General features: G+C 69.5%; 17 protein-coding genes. 7 read left to right on the plus strand and 10 right to left on the minus strand.

Annotation, left to right across the window (positions count from 1 at the left end; genetic code table 11):
• Positions 1-33: 33 nt before the first annotated feature.
• Positions 34-1,176 carry a methyltransferase domain-containing protein gene (locus tag N5079_RS23515; protein ID WP_261586158.1) on the plus strand — a complete coding sequence of 381 codons (1,143 nt, stop codon included), beginning with the start codon at positions 34-36 and terminating at the stop codon, positions 1,174-1,176.
• 146 nt (positions 1,177-1,322) lie between these two features.
• Here the strand turns inward: N5079_RS23515 and N5079_RS23520 are convergent, their stop codons facing one another.
• From N5079_RS23520 to N5079_RS23530, 3 genes are all read right to left on the minus strand, one after another.
• Positions 1,323-2,966: an MFS transporter gene (locus N5079_RS23520; RefSeq protein WP_261586159.1), complete on the minus strand. Its 1,644-nt coding sequence runs from the start codon at positions 2,964-2,966 to the stop codon at positions 1,323-1,325.
• Positions 2,967-3,258: 292 nt separating this feature from the next.
• Positions 3,259-4,398, minus strand: coding sequence for an acyltransferase family protein (locus N5079_RS23525; RefSeq protein WP_261586160.1), 1,140 nt, complete (start codon positions 4,396-4,398; stop codon positions 3,259-3,261).
• A gap of 304 nt (positions 4,399-4,702) precedes the next feature.
• Positions 4,703-5,155 (minus strand): SRPBCC family protein, encoded by a 453-nt coding sequence (locus tag N5079_RS23530; protein ID WP_261586161.1) that lies wholly within the window; start codon positions 5,153-5,155, stop codon positions 4,703-4,705.
• 534 nt (positions 5,156-5,689) lie between these two features.
• Between N5079_RS23530 and N5079_RS23535 the strand changes: the two genes are divergently transcribed.
• The 4 genes from N5079_RS23535 (at position 5,690) to N5079_RS23550 (ending at position 9,638) form a co-directional block, all read left to right on the plus strand.
• Positions 5,690-6,928: an acyl-CoA dehydrogenase family protein gene (locus N5079_RS23535; protein WP_261586162.1), complete on the plus strand. Its 1,239-nt coding sequence runs from the start codon at positions 5,690-5,692 to the stop codon at positions 6,926-6,928.
• A gap of 46 nt (positions 6,929-6,974) precedes the next feature.
• Positions 6,975-8,594: a 4-hydroxyphenylacetate 3-hydroxylase family protein gene (locus N5079_RS23540; RefSeq protein ID WP_261586163.1), complete on the plus strand. Its 1,620-nt coding sequence runs from the start codon at positions 6,975-6,977 to the stop codon at positions 8,592-8,594.
• 190 nt (positions 8,595-8,784) lie between these two features.
• Positions 8,785-8,940 carry a hypothetical protein gene (locus N5079_RS23545; RefSeq protein ID WP_261586164.1) on the plus strand — a complete coding sequence of 52 codons (156 nt, stop codon included), beginning with the start codon at positions 8,785-8,787 and terminating at the stop codon, positions 8,938-8,940.
• Positions 8,937-9,638 (plus strand): hypothetical protein, encoded by a 702-nt coding sequence (locus tag N5079_RS23550; RefSeq protein WP_261586165.1) that lies wholly within the window; start codon positions 8,937-8,939, stop codon positions 9,636-9,638. The genes N5079_RS23545 and N5079_RS23550 overlap by 4 nt, the downstream gene beginning before the upstream one ends.
• A gap of 196 nt (positions 9,639-9,834) precedes the next feature.
• Here N5079_RS23550 and N5079_RS23555 read toward each other — a convergent pair whose 3' ends face one another.
• Positions 9,835-10,752 carry a phytanoyl-CoA dioxygenase family protein gene (locus tag N5079_RS23555; RefSeq protein ID WP_261586166.1) on the minus strand — a complete coding sequence of 306 codons (918 nt, stop codon included), beginning with the start codon at positions 10,750-10,752 and terminating at the stop codon, positions 9,835-9,837.
• 102 nt (positions 10,753-10,854) lie between these two features.
• Entirely contained in the window at positions 10,855-12,474 is a 1,620-nt protein-coding gene (cmdF, locus tag N5079_RS23560) for a tyrosine 2,3-aminomutase (protein ID WP_261586167.1), read from the minus strand.
• A gap of 404 nt (positions 12,475-12,878) precedes the next feature.
• On the opposite strand from cmdF, the gene N5079_RS23565 reads away from it, so the two are divergent.
• Positions 12,879-13,391, plus strand: a complete 513-nt coding sequence (locus tag N5079_RS23565) for a hypothetical protein (RefSeq protein WP_261586168.1) — start codon at positions 12,879-12,881, stop codon at positions 13,389-13,391.
• Here the strand turns inward: N5079_RS23565 and N5079_RS23570 are convergent.
• From N5079_RS23570 to N5079_RS23590, 5 genes are all read right to left on the minus strand, one after another.
• Positions 13,301-14,572 carry an acyltransferase family protein gene (locus tag N5079_RS23570; RefSeq protein WP_261586169.1) on the minus strand — a complete coding sequence of 424 codons (1,272 nt, stop codon included), beginning with the start codon at positions 14,570-14,572 and terminating at the stop codon, positions 13,301-13,303. The genes N5079_RS23565 and N5079_RS23570 overlap by 91 nt on opposite strands.
• A gap of 260 nt (positions 14,573-14,832) precedes the next feature.
• Positions 14,833-15,681: a thioesterase II family protein gene (locus N5079_RS23575; protein WP_261586170.1), complete on the minus strand. Its 849-nt coding sequence runs from the start codon at positions 15,679-15,681 to the stop codon at positions 14,833-14,835.
• 146 nt (positions 15,682-15,827) lie between these two features.
• Positions 15,828-16,967: an acyl-CoA dehydrogenase family protein gene (locus tag N5079_RS23580; RefSeq protein WP_261586171.1), complete on the minus strand. Its 1,140-nt coding sequence runs from the start codon at positions 16,965-16,967 to the stop codon at positions 15,828-15,830.
• Entirely contained in the window at positions 16,957-18,891 is a 1,935-nt protein-coding gene (locus tag N5079_RS23585) for a B12-binding domain-containing radical SAM protein (RefSeq protein ID WP_261586172.1), read from the minus strand. Before N5079_RS23585 ends, N5079_RS23580 begins: the two co-directional genes overlap by 11 nt.
• The gene (locus N5079_RS23590) at positions 18,888-20,699 is read right to left on the minus strand and encodes a non-ribosomal peptide synthetase (RefSeq protein ID WP_261586173.1); all 1,812 of its coding nucleotides are present in this window, start codon (positions 20,697-20,699) and stop codon (positions 18,888-18,890) included. The genes N5079_RS23585 and N5079_RS23590 overlap by 4 nt, the downstream gene beginning before the upstream one ends.
• A 500-nt stretch (positions 20,700-21,199) precedes the next feature.
• On the opposite strand from N5079_RS23590, the gene N5079_RS23595 reads away from it, so the two are divergent.
• The gene (locus N5079_RS23595; RefSeq protein WP_261586175.1) at positions 21,200-22,063 is read left to right on the plus strand and encodes an arylamine N-acetyltransferase family protein; all 864 of its coding nucleotides are present in this window, start codon (positions 21,200-21,202) and stop codon (positions 22,061-22,063) included.
• The last annotated feature ends 15 nt before the right edge of the window (positions 22,064-22,078 follow it).

The raw sequence follows: 22,078 nt of genomic DNA on the forward strand, positions 1-22,078 counted from the left end.
CACTCAGAACACGGGCGGCGGGACACGCCGCAAGTGAACACAGCCCAACGCATCGACGCCCTGTGTGAGGTCCTGGCCGCGAACCAGGAACTGACGGACGGGGTATGGCGGGCGGCGTTACACGCGGTGCCTCGGCATCTGTTCGTTCCTGACCGGGCGTGGGCCGCAGCCGATGACGGGCCTGGTTATGCGATCGACCGGGAGCTCCGCCCTGAGGCGTGGATGGACGCGGCCTATGCCGACCATCCGATCATTACGCAACTGGACGACGGCGCGACCGACGTGACGACCGGTGACGGCCATTACACGTCATCGCTGTCGGCTCCGGGCGTCGTCGTGGAGTTCCTGGAGATCCTGGACCCTTACGACGGTGACCGGGTGCTGGAGATCGGCACGGGCACCGGATGGACGGCGGCCTTGCTGGCGCATCGTCTCGGGGACGGCAACGTGACCAGTGTCGAGATCGACAAGGAGGTGCACGCCGCGGCGGCTGACAACCTGGCCACAGCGGGGCTGTCTCCGCGTCTGATCCTGGGCGACGGCGCGGAGGGCCGGCCGGACGGTGCTCCGTATGACCGGGTGCATGTGACCTGTGGCGTCTCTCGGGTGCCGTATGCGTGGGTGGAGCAGACGCGGCCGGGCGGGATCATCGTGCTTCCGTGGATGCCGGAGTTCGAGGGCGGTCACAAGGTCGCGCTGACCGTGGGGCGGGACGGCCGGGCGATCGGCCGATTCGCCTACCGTGGGGCGGCTTACATGATGCTGCGAGCCCAACGCCCGCCCGGCTGGGAGTACGCGGGCGACTACCGCAAGAGCACGGCGACCCTCGACCCTCGGCGCGTCTTGAGGGCCGGTACCGGGCTTGATGTGGCCGTTGCCGGGATGCTGCCCGGTGTTTCGGCAGTCACCGATCACAGCGACGGTTTCGAGGTCTGGCTGTCGGATGGGGAGTCGGGCGCGTGGGTGTCCGGCGACGAGGTCAACCAGTACGGGCCGCGAAGCCTGTGGGATGAGCTGGAAGAGGTGTTCTTCACCTGGGTCGGGTGGGGAAACCCGGCGCGTGACCGGTTCGGGCTGACCGTCGCGCCTGATGGTCAGCGTGTCTGGCTGGACTCTCCCGACAACCCGCTCTCGCCGGTTCGGCCGACGGCGGTCCGGCCTCCACTGTTCCAGTAGGGCGCGGATCGTCACGGAGAAGCCGCCACGCCGATGTAACGGCGTGGCGGCGAGAATCTTCGCGTGGTCCACGTCACCGAGGCGCCCCTCGCCGGAGCGGGGACGCCTCGACGCGGAGCGCGGGCCGGGCTACGGAGCGTCCCCGATCAGCCGGAGACCTTCAGGGACGCGGAAGGGTCGGTCTCGGAGGAGGCGCTCGGGGCGGCGTCCCGGGAAACCTCTCCGGTCTCGTCCTGAGGGGGCTCGTCCGGCGGGGTCGCCGGCTGGCCGGCGGAGGGGACGTGCCTGAGCGTCACGCCCGCCAGGATGGCCAACGCCAGGGCCAGCACGGCGCTGACAGCGGTGGCGGCGTTCACCGCCGTCGTGAACGCTTCGCGAGCGGCGTGGAGCAGCTCGGACGCGAGTGGAGCGGCCAGGTGCTGAGCCGCGGCGATCGCGTCGGGGATGCCCTCGCGGGCGGTGTCGGCCGCCCCTGCCGGGACCCCGGCGGGCACGGCGAGCTGGCTGTGGTAGACGGCGGCGCCCACGCTGCCCAGCGCCGCGATGCCGAGCGCGCTGCCGAACTGGGCGCTCGTCTCGGAGATCGACGATGCCGCTCCGGCCTTCTCAGGCGTGACCGAACCCATGACCAGGCCGTTGCCCAGCGACCCCAGCGGGCCCACGCCGAAGGAGGCGATGACGAGACCCGCGATCACGAGGGCCAGGCCCGACGAGCCGTCCGCCTGGGACAGCAGCACGTAGCCCGCCGCCAGGATGACCAGACCCGCCGCGAGGACGTAGCCGGGACGGATCCTCCGCGCGATGACCGGGGCCAGCAGGACGCTGACGATCGTCGCCGTGGTCGACGGCAGCATCCACAGCCCCGTCTCCAGCGGCGACAGGCCCTTGACGGTCTGGAGGAAGATGTTGATCAGGAAGTAGCTTCCGTTGATGACCCCGCCCAGCACCATGACGATCAAGGCGGCGCGGAAGGTGCGGTTCCCGAACAGGCGGAGATCGAGCAGCGGGCTGGCCAGCCTGCGCTGCCTGCGCACGAACAGGGCCCCCATCACGATGCCCACCACGACGGCGACGGCGTACAGCGGCCCCCAGCCGTTCCGGGCCAGTTCCTTGAGGCCGTAGATGAGCGGCAGGATGGCGGCCAGCGACAGCGCCACGCTGGTGAGGTCAAGGCGTACGGCGTTGGGGTCGCGGAACTCAGGCAGCAGCGCCGGACCGGCGACCAGCAGCAACAGCATGACGGGCACGCCGAGCAGGAACACCGAGCCCCACCAGAAGTTCTGCAGCATCACGCCGCCGACCACGGGGCCGAGCGCCATGCCGCCCATGAAGCAGGCCATCCAGACGGAGATGGCCGTGCCCATCTGCCGGGGATCCTTGAACATGTTGACGAGCAACGCCATGGTGGAGGGCATCAGCGTGGCTCCGGCGACGCCCAGCAGCGCGCGAGAGATGATCAGCATCTCGGCGCTGGTGGAGTACGCCGCGGCGAGTGAGGCCGCGGCGAACGCCGCACCGCCGATCAGAAGCAGCCTGCGGCGGCCGATCAGATCGCCGAGCCGGCCCATCGTGACCAGGAAGCCCGCGGTCAGGAAGCCGTAGATGTCGGTGATCCACAGCTGCTGGGTGGCCGTGGCGCCCAGGTCGGCGCTGAGGTGCGGCAGCGCCAGGTAGAGGATGCTCGTGTCGAGCGCCAGGAGGAGCGTGGGCAGGGCGAGCACGGCCAGCCCCAGCCACTCCCGCGGACCGGCCCGCACGCCGGACCCGGCTTCGGTGTTCGTGCTGTCCATCTCGGAGATCCTTCCGTCGGCGTTGGTCCCGGTCTGTCTCCCCGTCTTGTCTCTCGGTCCGCCCGATCGGCGCGCACGGCGGGGACCGTCCCGCGAGAACGACGGCGGGGACCGTCCCGCGAGAACATGCGCACCGACCAGTCTTACGGTCGCGGCACCGCCCGGCTTCCGCGAAACTGCGCTCTTTGGACGAGCCTCTCGATCGGGTCGCGCAGGCTCGCCGACGGCGGAACCCGCGGCTCACCCGGGCCTGCCATCGGCCCGCCCGGGCTTGCTCACGGCCCGCCGACGCCTACTCGGGTGAGCCCGAGGGCACCGGCGCCTGCTGCTGGGGCGTGACCGGCCGCGCCACGGGCTTCCTCGACCGGCTCCACCACCGCATCGCGGGCCGCTCCACCAGCGTGTACAGCAGCCAGCCGGCGATGACGTTGACGCCGATCATCCCGAGGGTGACGAGGATGCCGCCCGCGATGCCGTACTCGCTGTTACCGAGCACGAGGGGACGCAGCCAGTAGATCACCAGGAACTGGGTCATGTAGAAGCCGAAGGACACGTTGCCCAGCCACACCATCACCTTGGTGCCCAGCACGGTCCGCGCACCGCGCAGGTTGGCCGAGGCGAGCGTGCCGATCGCCAGGGCGAACGGGATCGAGGTGATCAGCACGAAGCGGTACGGCATGGGCGCGTAGACGGCCCCGGCGTAGCCGGCCAGCAGCAGGACCACGATCGGGGTGAAGCCGATCCGCGGCCACCGGTTCGCGATCACGATCCGCGCCACGATCATGCCGAGGACGAACTCGAACAGCCGCGCCGGCGGGAAGATGTACGCGAACCAGAACTGGGTGATCGACACGGCCTGGCCGGGGAACGCGGGCGTGTCGGGCAGGAACGCCATGTCGGCCAGGCAGACCGCCGCGATGCCCGCGACGGCGAGGCCGGCCCACAGCCACAGGCGGCTCTCGGCGATCTTCCTGATCGGGATGATCAGCAGCGGGAAGAGCAGGTAGAACATCATCTCGGAGCTCAGCGACCAGGCCGGCATGTTGCCCCCGGCCCACACCGGCGGGCTCGTGGAGAACGAGCTGAACAGGAAGAGGTTCGGCAGGCCGTAGTTCAGCGAGTACGCCCCGGCGAACAGGAGCATCGCGAGGGCCCACGTCACGACGTGGTTGGGCATGATCTTCACGACGCGGCGCCGCCAGTAGGCCGTGACCCGGTCGCCGGGACGGGCCGACCAGGTGATGACGAAACCGCTGAGGATGAAGAAGAAGGAGACGCCGAGCGACCCGCCCGGGTTGAAGAACCAGTTCAGGTTCTGCGCGAGGTCAGGGTCCTTGAAGGGGGTGGGCGCTTTCTGCCCGGCGGGAGTGAACGGAATCACGACGTGGCTCATGAAGACCAGCAGCGCGGCGATGATTCGCGCGCCGGTCAACGCTGGCAGATCGGGGCGACGCTCACTGAGAGTTCCGGCAAGGCCGGATGACGATGCCACAGGCACAATGGGCCTTCCTCTCCCTCGGATTGCCCAATGACGTACGCAACCCGGGCGATCGTGGGAATGACGCAATCAGGTCACATGATTCGCATTCCTGGCATGAGGCCGCATCTTCCCCCGTGCTGACTTTGGGGCCGCCCGGGGATTGAATCCACCGGTCACATGCTGAAAGCGGACGAGCCAGCGCTCGTCCGCTTTCACCCCGCCGCACGGACGCCGTTGTCCTTGCGCGCCGCTTTCGCTACTTGACCGACTTGAGATGGTCGTCGAGGGCGTCGAAGAAGTGCCCCCAGCCCTCCTCGGCCCGGGGAAGCTCGGCCTCGGGAAGGTTCCCCTCCTGGAGGAAGACGAGCTCGGTGCCGTCGCCGATGGACCTGAAGGTGACGGTCACGACCTCCTCGCCCGGCTCGTCGCGGGGGTCCTCCCTGCCGCTCAGGTCGACGAGGGTGTAGACCAGTCGCTCGTTCGGCACGACCTCGCGGTAGACGCCGGCGAAGGGGACCTGGGTCTGCTCGTCGACGACGATGGTCGCCTTCCACTCGCCGCCCGGCCGGACGTCCATGGAGATCGTGTCCAACGGCGCGCCCCACCAGTGGGTGAAGTGCTTCGGCTCGGTCCACGCGGAGTAAACCAGCTCGCGCGGCGCGTCGAAGGTCCGAGTGATCTCGATCCTGCCGCTCGCCAGTTCCGTCATCGTGTCGTCCTTTCTAGGGCTTTCTCTGGGCCTTGTTCGAGCTTGGAGAAGATGGCTCGCGTGAAAGCCGACGCCGGCCTGCCGGGCTCCGGCAGCGTGCCGACACGTTGAGCGGCCCCGATTCCGACCGGCCCATCGCCGCCGTGCCGCGGACCAGCTTTCCGGCAGATCAGCTTTCCGGCGAATCCGCTTTTGCTCCGGATCCACTTGTTCGCGGATCCACGCGACCGCCCCGCGGCCCGGGATCAGGAAAAGCTTATGGGCCGACGAGGCACCTGTGGCTTGATTCTCCCGGCCGCCCGGCGGCGTGTCTTATTCAAAATTGCTCTCTTCCCACGCCTGCCGTACGGCCTCAAAACGACGTGCGGACCCTCAAAACGAAGCGCGGCCCCTCATAAGCGCGCACGGCCCCTCATAAGGGATGCGCCGAAGCTGATAAAAGCGAATCGCAACCCGGGAGATGCGGCGGCCAGAAAAGGGATGTGACGCTCAAAGCATGCCCAATTCGACGACGAGACCGTGAGGACTGGGAGCATGGGAGTCGCCACAAGAATTCCCGAGCACCGCTTCCCCTCCCCGCCCGAGCCCGGCCTCACGCCCGGCGAGATGGTCGCGAGGGCCGAGGCGATCGCGCCCACTCTGGTCGGGCTTCAGGCCGGGACCGAGGAGCGCACCTTCTACGGCGAGGACGTCCACGACCAGTTCGCGAGAGCCGGCTTCTACCGGATCCTCGTTCCGCGCCGGTACGGCGGCTACGAGTTCGGGATCGACACCTTCATGCGGGTGACGATGGCGCTCACCCGGGGCTGCCCGTCGACCGGCTGGATGTACTGCCTGGGCGCCGCGCACGCCCTCGCCGTCGCCTCCCTGTTCGACGAGCGGGCGCAGGACGAGATCTTCGGCTCCGGCGGCGACTTCATCTGCCCGGCGACGGTCGTCCCGAGCGGCACCGCCGAACGCACGGCGGACGGTGGCTGGACGCTCAACGGCACCTGGGGCTACTGCTCCGGCTCGCCGTACGCCACGCACTTCGTGGGCCACACGCTCGTCGCACCCGAGGAGGGCGGCCCGCCCGAGCCGATGATGTTCATCGCCCCGCGCAGCGAGTGGACCCGGCTGGACGACTGGGGACACGCGCTCGGCCTCAAGGGCAGCGGATCGCACAGCATCAGGATCGAGAACGGCCACATCCCCGGTCATTTCACCCTTCCCATGCACATCAGCCAGGTCAGCGTCACGGAGGGCACGCCGGGCCGCGCGCTGCACGGGCCGCAGTACGGCGGCGGCCAGCTCAGCTTCATGGTCCTGGAGGACGCCGTCCTCGCCGTGGGCATGGCCCAGGGGGCGCTCGACGCCTACGAGGACCTCATGCGCACCCGGACGACGCCGTTCCCGCCCATCGTGCTCCGCGCCGAGGATCCCGACTTCCAGTTCCGGTACGGCAAGGCCGCCGGCCTGATCGCCACGGCCGAGGCCGCGACGCTCGACGCCATCCGGCAGTGGCAGGAGACCTGCGCCCAAGGCCCGGAGGCGGTCACCAAGGAGCGGGAGCTGCGGATCGCCGCGATCTGCAGCGAGGCGGTCGGCCTCTCCTGGCGCGCGGTGGAGGGATACCTCTTCCCGACCGCCGGTTCGAGCGCGGTGCGGCACGGCGAGCGCGTCGAGCGGGTGTGGCGGGACATGTCGATGTTCGCCACACATGCCGGAGTCTCAACGTTCCTGGCCACCATCGCGAAGCGCGAGCTGGCCCGAGCCCGGTTCGGCGTCGAGTAGGGCGCGGACCCCCGACAGTTCAGACGTTCAGAAGGGAGAAGGCCCGATGACGGAACTCCGGGACACCCCGCTCACCGCGGATCTCACTACTCAGCCCGTTGGCGACACCGTACAGCCGGACACGCGGCGGAAGACGCGGCCGCTGACCGGCGCGGAGTACATCGATAGCCTGCGCGACGACCGCGAGATCTATCTCTACGGCGATCGCGTCAAGGACGTCACCACGCATCCCGCGTTCCACAACCCGGTCCGGATGACGGCCCGGCTTTACGACGCGCTGCACGACCCGGACAGGCGCGACGACCTCATCGCGCCGACCGACACGGGAAGCGACGGCTACACGCACAGCTTCTTCACCACGCCGCACAGCGCGGAAGACCTGGTCGCCAACCAGCGCGCCATCGCGGCGTGGTCCCGGATGAGCTACGGATGGATGGGCCGCAGCCCCGACTACAAGGGGTCGTTCCTCGGCACGCTGGGCGCGAACGCCGAGTTCTACGAGCCGTTCGACGACAACGCCCGGCGCTGGTACAGGGAGTCCCAGGAGAAGGTCCTCTACTGGAACCACGCGATCGTGCATCCGCCCGTGGACCGCAACCGGCCGCCGGACGAGGTCGCGGACGTCTTCGTCCACGTGGAGAAGGAGACCGACGCCGGCCTGGTCGTGAGCGGCGCCAAGGTCGTCGCGACCGGCTCCGCGCTCACCCACTACAACTTCATCGCGCATTACGGCCTGCCGATCAAGGACAGGAAGTTCGCGCTGGTGGCGACCGTGCCGATGGGCGCCCCCGGCCTGAAGCTGATCTGCCGGCCCTCCTACAGCGCCACGGCCGCGGTCATGGGCAGCCCGTTCGACTACCCGCTCTCCTCGCGGCTGGACGAGAACGACACGATTCTCATCCTGGACAAGGTGCTCATCCCCTGGGAGAACGTGTTCATCTACGGCCACCTCGGGAAGGTCCAGCTCTTCACCGGCCGGTCCGGCTTCCCCGAGCGCTTCACGTTCCACGGGTGCACCCGCCTCGCGGTGAAGCTCGAGTTCATCGCGGGTCTGCTGGCCAAGGCGGTCGAGATCACGGGCACCAAGGACTTCCGCGGCGTGCAGAGCCGGATCGGGGAGGTGCTGGCCTGGCGGAACCTGTTCTGGGCCCTGTCCGACGCGGCCGCGCGCAACCCGGTCCCGTGGGTCAACGGCGCGGTCCTGCCCAACCCGCAGTACGGCCTGGCCTACCGGTGGTTCATGCAGATCGGCTACCCCCGGGTCAAGGAGATCGTGCAGCAGGACATCGCCAGCGGGCTCATCTACGTCAACTCCAGCGCCGAGGACTTCAAGAACCCGGACGTCCGGCCGTACCTCGACAAGTACCTCCGCGGGTCGAACGGCGTCGAGGCGGTGGACCGGATCAAGGTCATGAAGCTGCTGTGGGACGCCGTGGGGACCGAGTTCGGCGGGCGGCACGAGCTGTACGAGCGCAACTACGCGGGCAACCACGAGAACACTCGGGTCGAGCTGCTGTCCGCGCAGCTCGCCAACGGCCAGGTCGACGGCTACAAGGCGTTCGTCGACGAATGCCTCGGGGAGTACGACCTGGACGGGTGGACGGTCCCCGACCTGTCGTCGTTCGAGGCTCTACGGCAGGTCAGGACGGGCCTCTTCGACACCTGATCACCCCCGCGACACACGCGAAGCGCCGCCGGAAGCTCCATTTTCCGGCGGCGCTTTCGCATGCGGCCGGCCGCCGTTGACGCCGGGCCGCGGTCGTCCTTGGCCATGTCCAAGGGGCAGCGTTCGGCGATGGGCGTCGTCGTGGGCCGGGCCGGCCGCGCAGGTCGACGCGTTCACCGCCGGGCTCATCGTGCTGGGCGCCAGGCAACTCGGAGCGACCAAGTCGGCGACGGTCTACGGCGACCTCGACGACAGCCGCCGCAGGAAGGCCGCCGAAGCCGGGCTGGAGCTCGGCTCGATCGCCATGCAGGACCTGTTCATCCACCTGACCGGAGAGGACCGATGAGATTCCCCAGCCGCCTCCTCGCCGCGAACATGCTCTTCGCGCTGATGATCTGGGCCGGTTACTTCGTGGTGGTCACCGCGATCACGGTCGGCATCGCGGTCTTCGGCAGACTGACCGGGAGCGTGTGGGAGTCTGCCACCCAGCTCCCCCAGTGGTTCGCCCTGTTCGTCGGGGTGGCCCTCGTCCGGGACTGGCTCCCGCTGTACATCGCGCACGGGCAGACGCGCCGCCAGTTCGGCGCGCAGGCGGCCGTCACGGTCATGCTCTTCGCGCCGTTCCTGGCCGCCCTGCTCGCCCTCGGCTACCTGCTGGAGAAGGTGCTGTACGGCCTGGCGGGCTGGCCGCAGGCGCTGGACCGGGCCCACCTGTTCTCCGAGCCGACGCAGGTGCCGCTCGTCTTCGCCGAGCATCTGATCGAGCTCGCCGCCTGGATCCTCGCGGGCACCTTCATCGGCGCCACGTTCTACCGCTGGGACGGAGGCGGCCTGCTCACCATCCCGGTCGGCATCGGCATGGTGGTGCTCGCGGACGCGGCGATCGGCACGGATCTGCGCCTGCCGTTCATCCGGAACCTGGGCCTGCACCTTCCCCAGTCGCCCGCGATGACGGTCGGCGTCGCCGTCGGCACGTTCCTGCTCGGCCTCGCGCTGACCTGGGCCGTCATCCGCGACGTGCCCCTGCGGAACAAACCGTCCTGAGCCTGCCGTACGCGCCGCGACCGGAGCCGATGCACGATCACGTACGGCAAAAGCGCTCGTGAGCCCCATCGTGACGGAACTCGTGCATGATCACGTGTGAGGGAGTGGCTGGTCAGGCCATTGTGGCGGGAAGCCGTGCATGATCACGTGTGAGGGAGTGGCTGGTCAGGCCATTGTGGCGGGACGCCGTGCATGATCACGCGCGAGGGGAGGCCGCCACGGGGACGTGGCCGATGCCGGCGGGTCCATCTTCCTCGGCACTCCGCCGGTCGCGCTGGACCTCCTCGGCCTCCAGCACGACGTACGGGTCCTGCATCTCGTACCAGCCCAGGCCCGGAGGGCAGCGGTCGTAGCCGAGCAGCCGGCGGACCTCCTCGGGGTAGGCCAGCACCTTCTCCCGGGGCACCGCGAGGTACTGGTTCTCCTCCTGCCGGAGGTTGCCCAGGTCCAGGGCGATGGTCATGCCGGTGCGCGGCACATCGGTGGCATTGGCCCCGCCGCCGTGATAGACGCCGCCCAGCCAGATGAGGCCGGACCCGGCCGGCATCACGGTCGGGATGGCCTCCTCGGACTGCGGGGCGCGTTCGTCGTCCCAGTGGTGGCTTCCGGGGATCACCAGCGTGCCGCCGTTCTCGGCGGTGAAGTCGCTCAGGGCCAGCATGAGCTGCACCCGGCTGGTCGTGCCGGGATGCGTGCGCAGGTGCAGCGCGTCGTCGCGGTGCAGCGGCTGCTTGCCCTGGCCACGGTGGATCTGGATCACCTGCGTGGTGCTGATCTGGATGCTGGGGGTCATCTCCTGCCGCGACCGCCCGATCCACATGGGGATCGGCTTCTGCATGATGGCCCGCGCGGCCCCCAGGTACAGGCGCTGGGTGACGACCGGCGTCAGGTGGGTGGTCCGGGCGAACAGGGAGGACACTCGCCTGGTCCGCAGGCCGTCATACCAGCTCTCGCTGTAGGCGCAGGCGTCCAGGGCGGGGCCGAAGTCTCCCCACAGCGCGGCCATGGTGGCCGCGTCGGCGAAGTCCTCGACGATCACAGCCCCGTCGCGCTCCAAGATCTCGACGACCTCGCCGAGGTCGGCGTCCGGCTTCACTCTGGTAAGGCCCGCCATCGTGAGTCACCTTTCTCCGCGATTAATGCCTATCTCCGCGATTCGCGCGATTCGTACGAACGTGTGTGCCGTGCCGGGCCCCCGCCCGGCACGGCCCCGAGCTCAGCGGAGCTCGACGTCGGCGCGCGTCGCGGCGTCCACGAACTGGCCCCGGGACAGCGCCGCGGCCACCAGCTCGATTTCGTCGGCCATGTAGCGGTCGTGCGCCAGCGTCGGCGCCAGCGACCGCACCATGTCGTAGGTCGCCTTCCCGGCCGGGCTGAGCTTGTCGTACCTCCCGGACAGGTCCACCGCCTGCGCCGCGGCGAGGAACTCAACGGCGAGGATCCGGGTGTTGTTCTGCAGCACCCTGCGCGCGTTGCGCGCCGCGATCAGGCCCATGCTGACGACGTCCTGGTTGTCGCCGTTCGACGGGACGCTCTGGGTGCTGGCGGGGCCGATGGTCCGGTTCTCCGCGACGAGCGCGGTCGCCGGATACTGCGCGCCGGCGAAGCCGCTGTTGAGTCCCGGGTCGCCCGCGACGAGGAACTCGGGCAGGCCGTTGCTGAGATGCCGGTTGAGCAGCCGGTTCGTCCGACGCTCGGAGAAGACGCCGAGCTGGGTGAGGGCGATCGTGAGGTAGTCCATCACGAAGGCGACCGGCTGGCCGTGGAAGTTGGCCCCGTGGAAGACTTCCTTGCCCTCGAAGACGAGGGGGTTGTCGTTTGAGGAGTTGAGCTCGATCTGGAGCGTTGCGGACGCGTGGTAGACGGTGTCCCTGACGGCGCCGACCACCTGGGGGATCGCCCGCAGGGTGTACGCCTTCTGCAGGTAGACCTCCGTCCGCTGGACTCCGCTTTCCGAGCCCGGCCGGTCGCCGCTGAGCTCCCGCCGCAGCTGGACGTGCTCCACGGCCAGCTCGCTGCCCTGCAGCAGGGCGCGCATGTTGGCGGCGGAGTCGATCTGCCCACGGTGCGGGCGGGCCACGTCGTGCCCGTCGGCCACGAACGGGCTGGTCGAGCTCTGCAGGACCTCGCAGATCAGAGCGGTGACGATCTCGGCCTGCCGGACCTGGTCGAGCGCCCGGCCCACGAGCAGGCAGCCGAGCCCGGTCATCGCGGAGGTCCCGTTGATGAGCGAGAGCCCTTCCTTGAACCGGAGCTGCAGCGGCTCGATGCCGAGCTCCCGCAGCACCGGCCCGGTCTCGACCCGGCGGCCGTCCCGCAGGACGTAGCCCTCCCCGATGATCGTGGACGCGACGTGCGCCAGCGGCGCGAGGTCGCCGCTGGCCCCGAGCGAGCCGATCTCGGGGATGGCGGGGGTGACGCCGAGGTTGAGATAGAGCGCGAGGCGCTCCAGCAGCTCGGGCCGCACCGCCGAGTAGCCCTTGGACAGGGCGTTCAGCCGCGCCGCGACGATGGCCCGCGCCTCGTCCTCGGCGAAGACCGGGCCGACTCCCGCGCTGTGGCTGCGGACCAGGTTGGTCTGCAGCTCGATCTCCTTCGCGGTGTCGACCAGCATGTAGATCATCTCGCCGTAGCCGGTGGTCACACCGTAGACGGGGATGCCCTGCCGGATGATGTCCTCGAACAGTTCCCTGTTGGCCGCGGCCTTGGCCAGCGCCGAGGGGGCCACGCCGCACATGACCTGGTTTTCGGCGATCCGCCGTACGGTTCCGACGTCCAGGGTCTCACCATCGAAATCGACTGACGTCGCGGTCTCGACCAGAGTCAAATCTCTCACCCGCCATAGGTTGGTAACGCCATAATGGACACAGCTCGCGAGCCGAAAGGGCGGAAATCCCGGCTGAATGGCCCCGGCATCACGCCGGCGCCATTACCGGCGGATCCAGCGGCGCATCAGATATACGCGATCCTCACCACGTCATCGTCACTTCCGGCCATGGGCGGGGGCATCTCCTAAGATGCTGCTTCGGATTCCCCCACCGAACTGCGCGATATTTCGACACATCCCCCGTGGTCGAATTACCCCGGCCATTGGCGGCGCTTTTTATTCGCCGGGCGCCGGCTTAATTGGCGGTCAGCGGGCCCGGGGCCGCCGGGGGGATGTGAGGTTGGCGCGGAAGAAGTCGGCCGTCGCGGGAGACCTGCGCGGCGCTGGCGAGCGCCCCTCCCGGCCCGGGCGCGGTGCCGCACCGGCTGGCCAGGGCGCTCGGCCACCTCGGCTACGCGCGGCGGTTCCTCACCGAATCGCTGGGCCACTACCGGGAAGCCGCCGCGCGGACCACGTCTGCGAGCGAGGCGGCCCGCGACCTGCGTAACGCGGCCGACGGCGCCCATGCCGTCGTGCCTTCCGGCCATCAGGCCTTCGAGCTCCTGCTCGCCTCGGCCGAGCGGGCGCGGGCCACCGGCGATCCGGTGCTCACCGGCGAGTTCCACGAGGCGCTGGGCCACTCGTCGCCGTCCACACCGGCCGGTTCCAGGAGACGGGCAGGTGCACGCGGCCGGCTCGGCGAAGGCCGCCGCACGCGGCGGGCCAGACCGGCGGCGTGTGATGCCGCCGGTCTGGCCATGGCCGTACTCGGAACCGCGTGGGGATGGGTCGCGGGTCAGCTGGTCGTGAGCACCGGGATGCTCGGCTGCGCGGAGCTCTTGCCGAACGTGTTCCGCAGCCTCAGCGCCGGCTTCTCGACGGCGTAGTAGCTGACCACGGCGGCCAGGAAGCTGCCGCCCATGACGACGGCCCACGTCAGCGGGAAGTTCTTCCCGCCGACCAGGCTGCCGTTATAGAAGTACAGGAACGGGATGTGCCAGAGGAACATGCCGTAGGAGACCTTGCCGATGAACTGCAGCGGCTTGACGGTCAGCACGGCGTCGAGGACCCGCGACCGCACGCCCGGCACCGTCAGCGGCGCGAGCAGCAGGAAGACCAGAAGCAGGTCGACCGGCTGGTCGAACAGGAAGGTGGTCAGCGTGGGGTAGTCGGCGGTGCCCTGGCCGCCTGCGGGCGAGAAGCAGAACAGGATCAGGACGATCAGCGCCGCGAACCAGCACCAGCCCGGATACTTCGCCACCAGACGGTACGGCGCGAGCACCGCGTTCGGCGACGTCTCGGCGGCGGCGGACAGCGTCGCCAGCCCCATGCCGACCGCGAGGTAGCCGACCCACCCGATCGGCCAGTTGCCCTGGACCGGGTAGGGGCCGACGGCCGCGCTGTGGCTCCAGGCGCCGAACGCGTACCCGATCAGGATGAGGATGCCGATCGGCAGCAGGATCCGGCGCGCCCGGCCGGCCGGGTCCGCCGTCCGGCGGGCGAGCCGGGCGAAGAGCCAGGCGAACAGCGGCAGGAACACGTAGAACGCGGTCTCGGTCGCCATGCTCCAGGTCGCCTCCAGGCCCTGGGGAATGGCCCCCGCCTGGTAGACGTGCTGCATCGACAGCACACGCAGCGCGTACCAGACGCTGCTGACCTGGTCGCGGCCGATGGTGAACATCACGATGATGGAGACCAGCCAGAAGGCCGGGATGATGCGCAGCGCGCGCCTCCAGGCGTACGCCCCCAGCTCGGGCTTCCGGGCGTCCGCGATGGTGGCGAGCGCGAACGGACGGTAGATCAGGAAACCGGACAGCCCGAAGAGGATCGGCAGGGACTCTCTCGTGAACCGCTCCAGCACGACGGCTAAGACGCCGTTCTCCGGGTGGTAGGTGAGGAACCCGAGCTTTCCTGCGGTGAACGCCGAGTGAACGGTGATCACGGCCAGCACGGCAATGGCGCGAATTCCCTGGAGCTCCGGGAAGTACTGGCGTTTCGTGTCGCGGGGCTGCGCGGGCTCGGCGTTCTTCGCGCCCTGTCCGGGCCCGTTGACGATATCTGCTGCCATAGCCGCTCCTTGAGGAGTTAAACGACACCATCAGCTTGGTTCTGCGGCAGTTAGCGAAGCATCTCCCAAATTGCGGAATTTCCCCCCGCCGTGATCATGCACAGATTCCCGGCCAGGCCTTCCGACCTGCGCCGTCTCTTCCCGTGATCATGCGGAGATTCCCGGCGACGTCTTCCCACCTGGGCCACCCCTTTCGGTGATCATGCAACTTCCCGCGCATGACCCCGGTCGTGGCGACACGCGCCTTCCGCCGTACCGGATCAGCGGCCGTGGCGGTCGAGGACCTGGGCGAGATCGTCGGCGATGGACGCGGCGAGCGCGGGCAGGTGGTCACGCAGGAAGAAGTGGCCGCCGGAGAACAGGCGGAGGCCCAGGAAGTCGTCCGTCTGGTCCTTCCATTCGATCAGGCTCTCCGGCGGCGCCACGATGTCCTCGGTTCCGCCGAAGGCGGCCACCGGCACCGGAAGCGGCGGCTCGGGGCGGTAGACGTACGAATGGCACAGGGTGAAGTCCGCCCGGGCGACGGGCAGCGTCAAGGCGAGGGCGTCCGGATCTTCGGCCATCTCCGGCGGCAGCCCGCCCAAAATGCGCAGCGCGGCCACGAACTCGTCGTCGGAGAGGGCTGGATCGGGCATGCCGATCTCCGCCGCGCCCCGGATCGGCCACGACGCCAGGGCGAGCAGCACGGGGAGCGTCCCGCCGTTTCCGTTGCCGTTTCCGTTTCCGTGGCCGGCCTGGAACGCCCTTGTGAGGCGGTAGCTCAGCATCGCCCCCATGCTGTGCCCGAAAAGGGCCCACGGCACGCCGTCCCCGGCCAATCCCCCGGCCGACTCGCCGGCCAAGCCCCGGGCTCGGTCCCCGGACGCCTCGCGGGCCAGCGTCTCGGCGAGCCACCCGGCCGCCTGCTCGCAGTCGGTGAACGCGGCCTGCCGGTGCCGCCCCTGACGGCCCGGGAGCCGTATCGCCCGAAGCTCCACCCATGACGGCAGATGCCTCGACCACTGCCGGAACATCGAGGCTCCGCCGCCCGCGAACGGCAGGCCGTACAGGCGGACCCGCGCGGCGGGCCGGGGCTCGAACGTCACGTACCACGAGGACTGCGTCACCATTTGCCGCTCCGGCTCCTTCGACCCGACTGCAAGACCTATCCGCTGGACGAGACTCTCGACCGGACGCTCATCCGGACCCGCGGCGCTCGGAACCATGGCGAGACCCGGCGGTCACCTGGTCCCAGCCGCTCATCCGGACAGGCGGGTCACAGCAGGGAGTGGCCGATCATCTCTTTCATGACCTCGGTCGTGCCGCCGTAGATGGTCTGCACGCGGGTGTCGACGAACGCCCGGGCCACCGGGAACTCGCGGACGACGCCGTAGCCTCCGTGCAGTTGGAGGCAGCGGTCCACCACTTTCTGGCACAGCTCGGTGTTCCACCACTTCGCCATCGCCGCCTCTTCGGCGTCGAGCCGGGCGGCGGCGTGCTCGGCGACGCAGCGGTCGGTGAACGACCGGGCCACCGTGAGGGCCGTCGCCAGCTCGGCGAGCACGAACCGGTTGTGCTGGTGCTGCCCGATGGGCCGGCCGAAGACCTCGCGGCCGCGGCAGTACTCCAGCGTGTCCTCGAACACCTTTTCCGCCGCGGCCAGCGCCTCGACGGCGATCATCATGCGCTCCTGCCGGAGGGTGCGCATCATCGCGGCGAAGCCTCGTCCTTCCCTGCCGAGCAGGTTCCCGGCCGGGACCTCCACGTCGTTGAAGAACAGCTCGACCGTGTCCATCGCCCGCATGCCGATCTTGTCCAGCTTCCGGCCCCGCTCGAACCCGGCCCGGCCGGACTCCACGACGAACAGGCTGGCATCGGACGCCCTGGCTCCCGAGCCGGTTCGGGCGACGACGAGGACGAGGTCGGCGACGGCGCCGTTCGAAATGAAGGTCTTCTGGCCGCTGATGACGTACGTGTCCCCGTGGCGCGTCGCCTTCGTGCGCAGGCGCTGCACGTCGCTGCCGGCGTCGGGCTCGGTGATGGCGATGGCCGTCACCAGCTCGCCGGAGCAGAACCCGGGCAGCCAGCGCCGTTTCTGCTCCTCGGTGGTGAGGGTGCGCAGGTAGAGACCGGCTATCTCGTTGTGCAGGGACAGCGCCGGGGCGTGCACCCCGGCGCGTGCCAGCTCCTCCGCCAGGATCACGTGGTGGAGGTAGTCGGGGTCGCCGCCCCCGCCGTACTCGGTGTCGACGTCCATGCCGAGCAGGCCGTACTGTCCCGCTTTGAGCCAGATGCCCCGGTCGGCCACGCCCTCCTCCTCCCACCGTGAGTAGTGGGGAAGGATCTCCTTGCTCACGAACGTCCGGACGAGGTCGCGGAACGCGTCGTGGTCCTTGGTGAAGATGTCACGGCGCATCGAGCGCTCCGGCCACCGTGACGTCCGGGACCACCGGCGCCCAGGTCGGGAGGATGTCGCGGAGCCGGTTCATCATCACCTGGCAGTAGGCGGCGTTGTGATCCAGGCTTCGCCGCCGGGGGTAGGGCATCTTGTGCCGGCCGCCGTGGTCGACGCGCAGCCGGACGGGGTCGACGTCCAGAAGACCCTCGATGGGCTCGAACGACGTCAGCAGCTCGGCCGCCGCCGCCGGGAGCTCGATCTCGAACTCGTAGCGCCCGCGGGACACCACGCGCAGGTGCCGCAGCGGCACCGTCGGCTCGGTTACCGCCTCGCGGTACACGTACGGCCTGGCCAGCAGATCGAGCTCGAACGCCATGCGGACGCGCGGATCGGCCAGCCAGCCCTGCTCGGCCAGGAAGTCTTCCAGCAGTCTGTCCATCTCACCGCGGTGAGACTGGAGCACGTAGTGCAGGACCTTGCCGATGTTGTTGATGTCGTAGTTGCCGAGGCTGCTCACCGAGTCGGCGAAGAACCGGCAGATGTCGGTGTCCGTCCGGGTCTTGTAGTAGTCGGCGGCCCGGCACAGGAAGTCGACATACGAGCAGACGCCCGACCGGTCGAGCTGCCGCGCGACGTAGAAACCGGCGCGGGCGTTGTAGAGGCTGATGACGGCGTAGTAGAACCAGGCCCCGGCCTGGAACTCCTCCTGGGTCACCCAGTTGGTCGCCACGACCACGTCGGCCTCGGCCACGGGGTCGTCCACCCGGACGGTGACGATGCCGAGGGACTCCCGGCGTTCGTACATCGGCGTGTTCCGCAGGAGGAGCTGCGGATAGGCCACGACCGCGTCCGCTCCGGTGGCGCACAGCTTGGCGATGCCCTCCTGGAAGGACTGCAGCGTCTCGCCCGGCAGCGGCCAGATCAGCTCGGTGTAGGAGCTGATCTTCTTCTCGCGGAGCTGGAGCTGCAGCTCGACATAGGTCGACTCCTTGATGTTGGCCCGCTGCACGAGGTCGAGCGCCTGCGGGCTCAGCGTCTGCAGCGACACCGGCTGGCTGGTCAGCATGCCGCCCTCGACCAGGATCTCGGTGATCTCCGTGACCCGGTCCGGCCGGTTCTTGGCCGCCTGGATGGTGACCATCATCGGGTAGCCGTACCGCTCCTTGCACTCGACGAGATGCCTGGTCAGCTCCACGTCACGGGGCAGCGCGCCCCAGTTGGCGTCGGCGACGAAGATGCTCTCGATGCCGTGCTCGCTGATCCAGGTCAGGTCCGCCTTCACCCGGTCGAGCTCCCAGCGGTGGACCTTGTCGTTGGTCGCCGCGCCCCAGTAGCAGTACGAGCAGCGGAACGGGCAGCCGCGGTTGGTCTCCACGACCGCGAAGACGTACTCTCCCCCGTCGAAGATCCCGGCGGCGAAGGGCGACGGGATCTCGTCCAGCTCCTTGATCCGGGTGGGCTTGTCGGTCGTCACCAGCTCGCCGTCCGACCAGAAGCTCACCCCCGGCACCCGGCTGAAGTCCGGGTCCGCGCCGGCCAGTTCGCGAAGGTACGCCGTGAACGGCTGCTCGCCCTCCCCGTTGCAGACCACCACGTTCTCCCAGGACGGGGGGACGTATTCGGCGGTGTAGTTCATCACCTGCGGGCCGCCGAGGATGAAGTGCGCGTCCGGGCGGAGCCGGACCAGCTCGTCCAGCACCTCCTTCATCCGGCGCATGTTCCACAGGTAGCAGCTCATCGCGTACACGTCGGCCTCGGCCGCGAGCATCAGCGCGACCAGGTCGTCCACCGAGGTCCGCACCTCGGGCGCGTGGATGGTGAAGTGGCAGCTCCGCGCGACGTCCGGGTCCTGCTGCGCGTACGCCTGAAGGTAACCGGCGGCCAGCGGAAGGGTGTTCGCGTAGAGGGGCAGCTCCAGGAGGCTGACCTTCAGGCTTCTCATGCGTCCGTCCCCGTCGTCTCGGCGATCGAAGCCGCCAGCTCGTGCAGCACGTCGTATTCGAAGACGTCGTCGGCCCCGAGCCGGATGCCGCGTTCCTTGGCCCGCCTCGCCAGCCGCATCGCGTGCAGGGAGTCGCCGCCCAGGTCGAAGAAGCTGTCCTCGCGGCCCACCGAGCTGATCTGGAGCACCTCGCACCACAGCTCGCTGAGGACCCGTTCGGTGTCGGTACGGAAGACCTTGCCGCCGGCGCCGGCGGACTGGCCGGGCAGCGGAATCGCGGCCAGCGCCTTGCGGTCCACCTTCCCGTGCGGGGTCAGCGGCAGCGCGTCCAGCAGCGTCACCGTCTGCGGCACCATGTAGTCCGGAAGCCGCTCGGTCAGGTCGCGCCGTAGCCGGCCGACCTCGGGCGGATTGGCGGGATCGGCGGGGACGACGTAGCCGACCAGCCGGTCACCGCGGCCGTGCTTGACGACGGCCGCTTCGCGCACCTCGGCGAGCTGGTTGAGCGCCGTCTCCACCTCGCCCAGCTCGATGCGGAAGCCCCGCAGCTTCACCTGGTCGTCGGCCCGGCCGAGGAAGCTCAGCGAGCCGTCGGGCAGCTCGCGGACCAGGTCGCCGGTCGCGTACATGCGGGCGTCCCCGTCGAGGACGAACGGGTCGGTGACGAACCGCTCGGCCGTGAGGTCGGGCCGGTTGAGGTAGCCGAGGGCCACACCGGTGCCCCCGACGTGGAGCTCCCCGACCTGACCCGGCGGCACCGGCCTGCGCCGCTCGTCCAGGACATAGGCCCGCATCTTCGGGAGCGGCAGCCCGATCGGAGGCGCGTCGTCCCCCGGCGTGCCGTCCTGCGCCGCGCCGTCCCGCGCGGGGGCTCTGGTCACCTCGGCGTAGGTCGCGACCACGGTCGTCTCGGTCGGGCCGTACAGGTTGTAGACCTTGAACGGCAGGCCGGCCGGCGGATAGCGATGCAGCTTCTCGCCGCCGGTCAGCAGCGCCCGCAGCGCCCCGCCGTACGTCGTCCAGGGCTGGTCGAACATCTCGACGGCGAGCGCCGTCGTGAGGAAGCAGACGGTGATGCCCTCGGCGGCCAGCCACCGGGCGAAGTCGACGGGCGAGTCGGGCAGGCGCCCCTCGACGAGGCAGAGCGTCGCGCCGTTCGCCAGGCACGGCCAGACCTCCAGCGCCCAGGCGTCGAACGACGGCCGCGCGAGCTGTGTGATCCGGTCGCCCGGCCGCACGTCGAACGTCTGCCGATACCAGGCGACCAGGTTCGACACGCCGTCGTACGGCACCAGCACGCCCTTCGGCGTTCCGGTCGAACCAGAGGTGTAGACGACATAGAACAGGTCGCCCGGCGCAGGCTCGACGCTCTCATCAGGCTCTTCGTCTCCGGCCAGCGCCTCCTCCACGGCGAGCACCTCGGCCACACCGCCGGCGTAGCGATCGGCCAGGTCCGCCCGCGTGATGACCAGTGGAGCGCCGGAGTCGGCGAGGATGGCGGCCAGCCGCGCATCGGGCTCATCGACGTCGGTGCCCACGTAGGCGCCGCCCGCGAGAAGCACCGCCAGGGCGGCGACGACCAGCTCGGGCGAGCGCTCCAGAGCGAGGACCACGAGCGTTCCACGGGTGACCCCCCGGCCGCGCAGGACCTCGGCCATCCGGCAGGAGCGTTCGTAGAGCTCGGCGTAGGTCAGCACCGTGCCCGCGCGGACGATCGCCGGCTGATCCGGCTGCACCTGCGCCCACCACCCGACGTACGCCGGAACGGTCGCATGCGCGGCGCGTACGGCAGTGCTCAACTCGGTCAATTCTGCCTCCAAGTTCCGATTTCCCGCTTCCGAAGGCTTGTGCCTCGCCCGTCGGACGACGGAGGCGGTGGCCGCTACGACGCGATCAGAAGAAGAGCACCCGCTCGGCCGCGGAGAACATCCGGCGGGTTTTTCCGAGGCTGTTATTTCTCATTCGGCGGGCCTCCGGCTCGCGGGTGAAACAATTCTTTTGGAGCACGGGTGGGTCTTTATGACGTGCGGATAGTCACCGTCGTATCGTCTCGGCACGCCGCCGGGGAATGCATCTCCTGAATTGCCGTCGGACCTGCGAACGACGACCTGCGCATATTCGGACGCGACCGCTCAGCAATGTGAAAGATGCGCCCGCCCTTTGGCGCTGTCATAGTCATGTGGCGCGATTCGGTGAATGACACGCACACGGACACGGATGCGGGCGCGGACAGGGACACGGGCGCGGATGCGGACGCTGGCGCGGACATGGTCCCGCGGTTTCGCGCCGCCGAGCATGGGGCTGGGACATGACGGTTGTGCACGGGTCACTCGAAGCTCGGACGGCGGCTCCCGGGCCTTCGGACGAGCATGGGCCGCTTCTGGACGACGACACGGTCGCCGCCTATCTCGGGCGGATCGGCGCGCGGCGGCCGGAGCGGGCGACCGCCGGCGCGCTGCGTGAGCTGCACGAACGGCATCTCATGTCCATCCCCTTCGAGAACATCGACTTCCACCTCCGCAAGCCGATATACATCGGCGCGGACGCCATCGAGAAGATCGTCGGCAGGCGGCGCGGCGGCACGTGCTACGAGCTCAACGGGGCCTTCTTCGAGCTGCTGCGCGCCCTGGGCTACGACGCCACGGTGCTCGCCGGGCGGGTGGCCGAGGACGGCGAGCTGGGGCCGGTGCTCGGCCACATGCTCCTGCGGGTGGTGGCCGAGGACTCTCCGGAGCCGTGGCTGGTGGACGTCGGCTACGGCCGCGGCGCGCGCCACCCGCTGCGCTTCGACGCGCGTGAGCCGCAGGACGACCCGCAGGGCACGTTTCAGCTCTTCGAGGGGCCGTTCGGCGACCTCGACCTGCTGCGCGACGGGGTGCACCAGTACCGCATCGAGACCCGTCCCCGCACGGTCGCCGACTTCCTCCACATGTGGTGGTGGTATCTCCATTCGGGCGAGTCACCCCACATCACGCACCTCTACTGCACGGTCCCGACGGCCACCGGTCGCGTCACGATCAGCGGAAACACTCTGATCGTCCGGGAGACCGGGCGGCGGACGAAGCAGGTGATCGAGGACGACGACGAGCTGCGCGCGGCCTACCGGACCTGGTTCGGCCTGGAGATCGACGAGCTCCCGCCGCTGCCCGAATCCCGGGCGGCCGAGGCATAGGCCCCCGGGACGGGC

Source organism: Planotetraspora sp. A-T 1434 (assembly GCF_025420585.1).
Lineage (GTDB): Bacteria > Actinomycetota > Actinomycetes > Streptosporangiales > Streptosporangiaceae > JAOEGB01.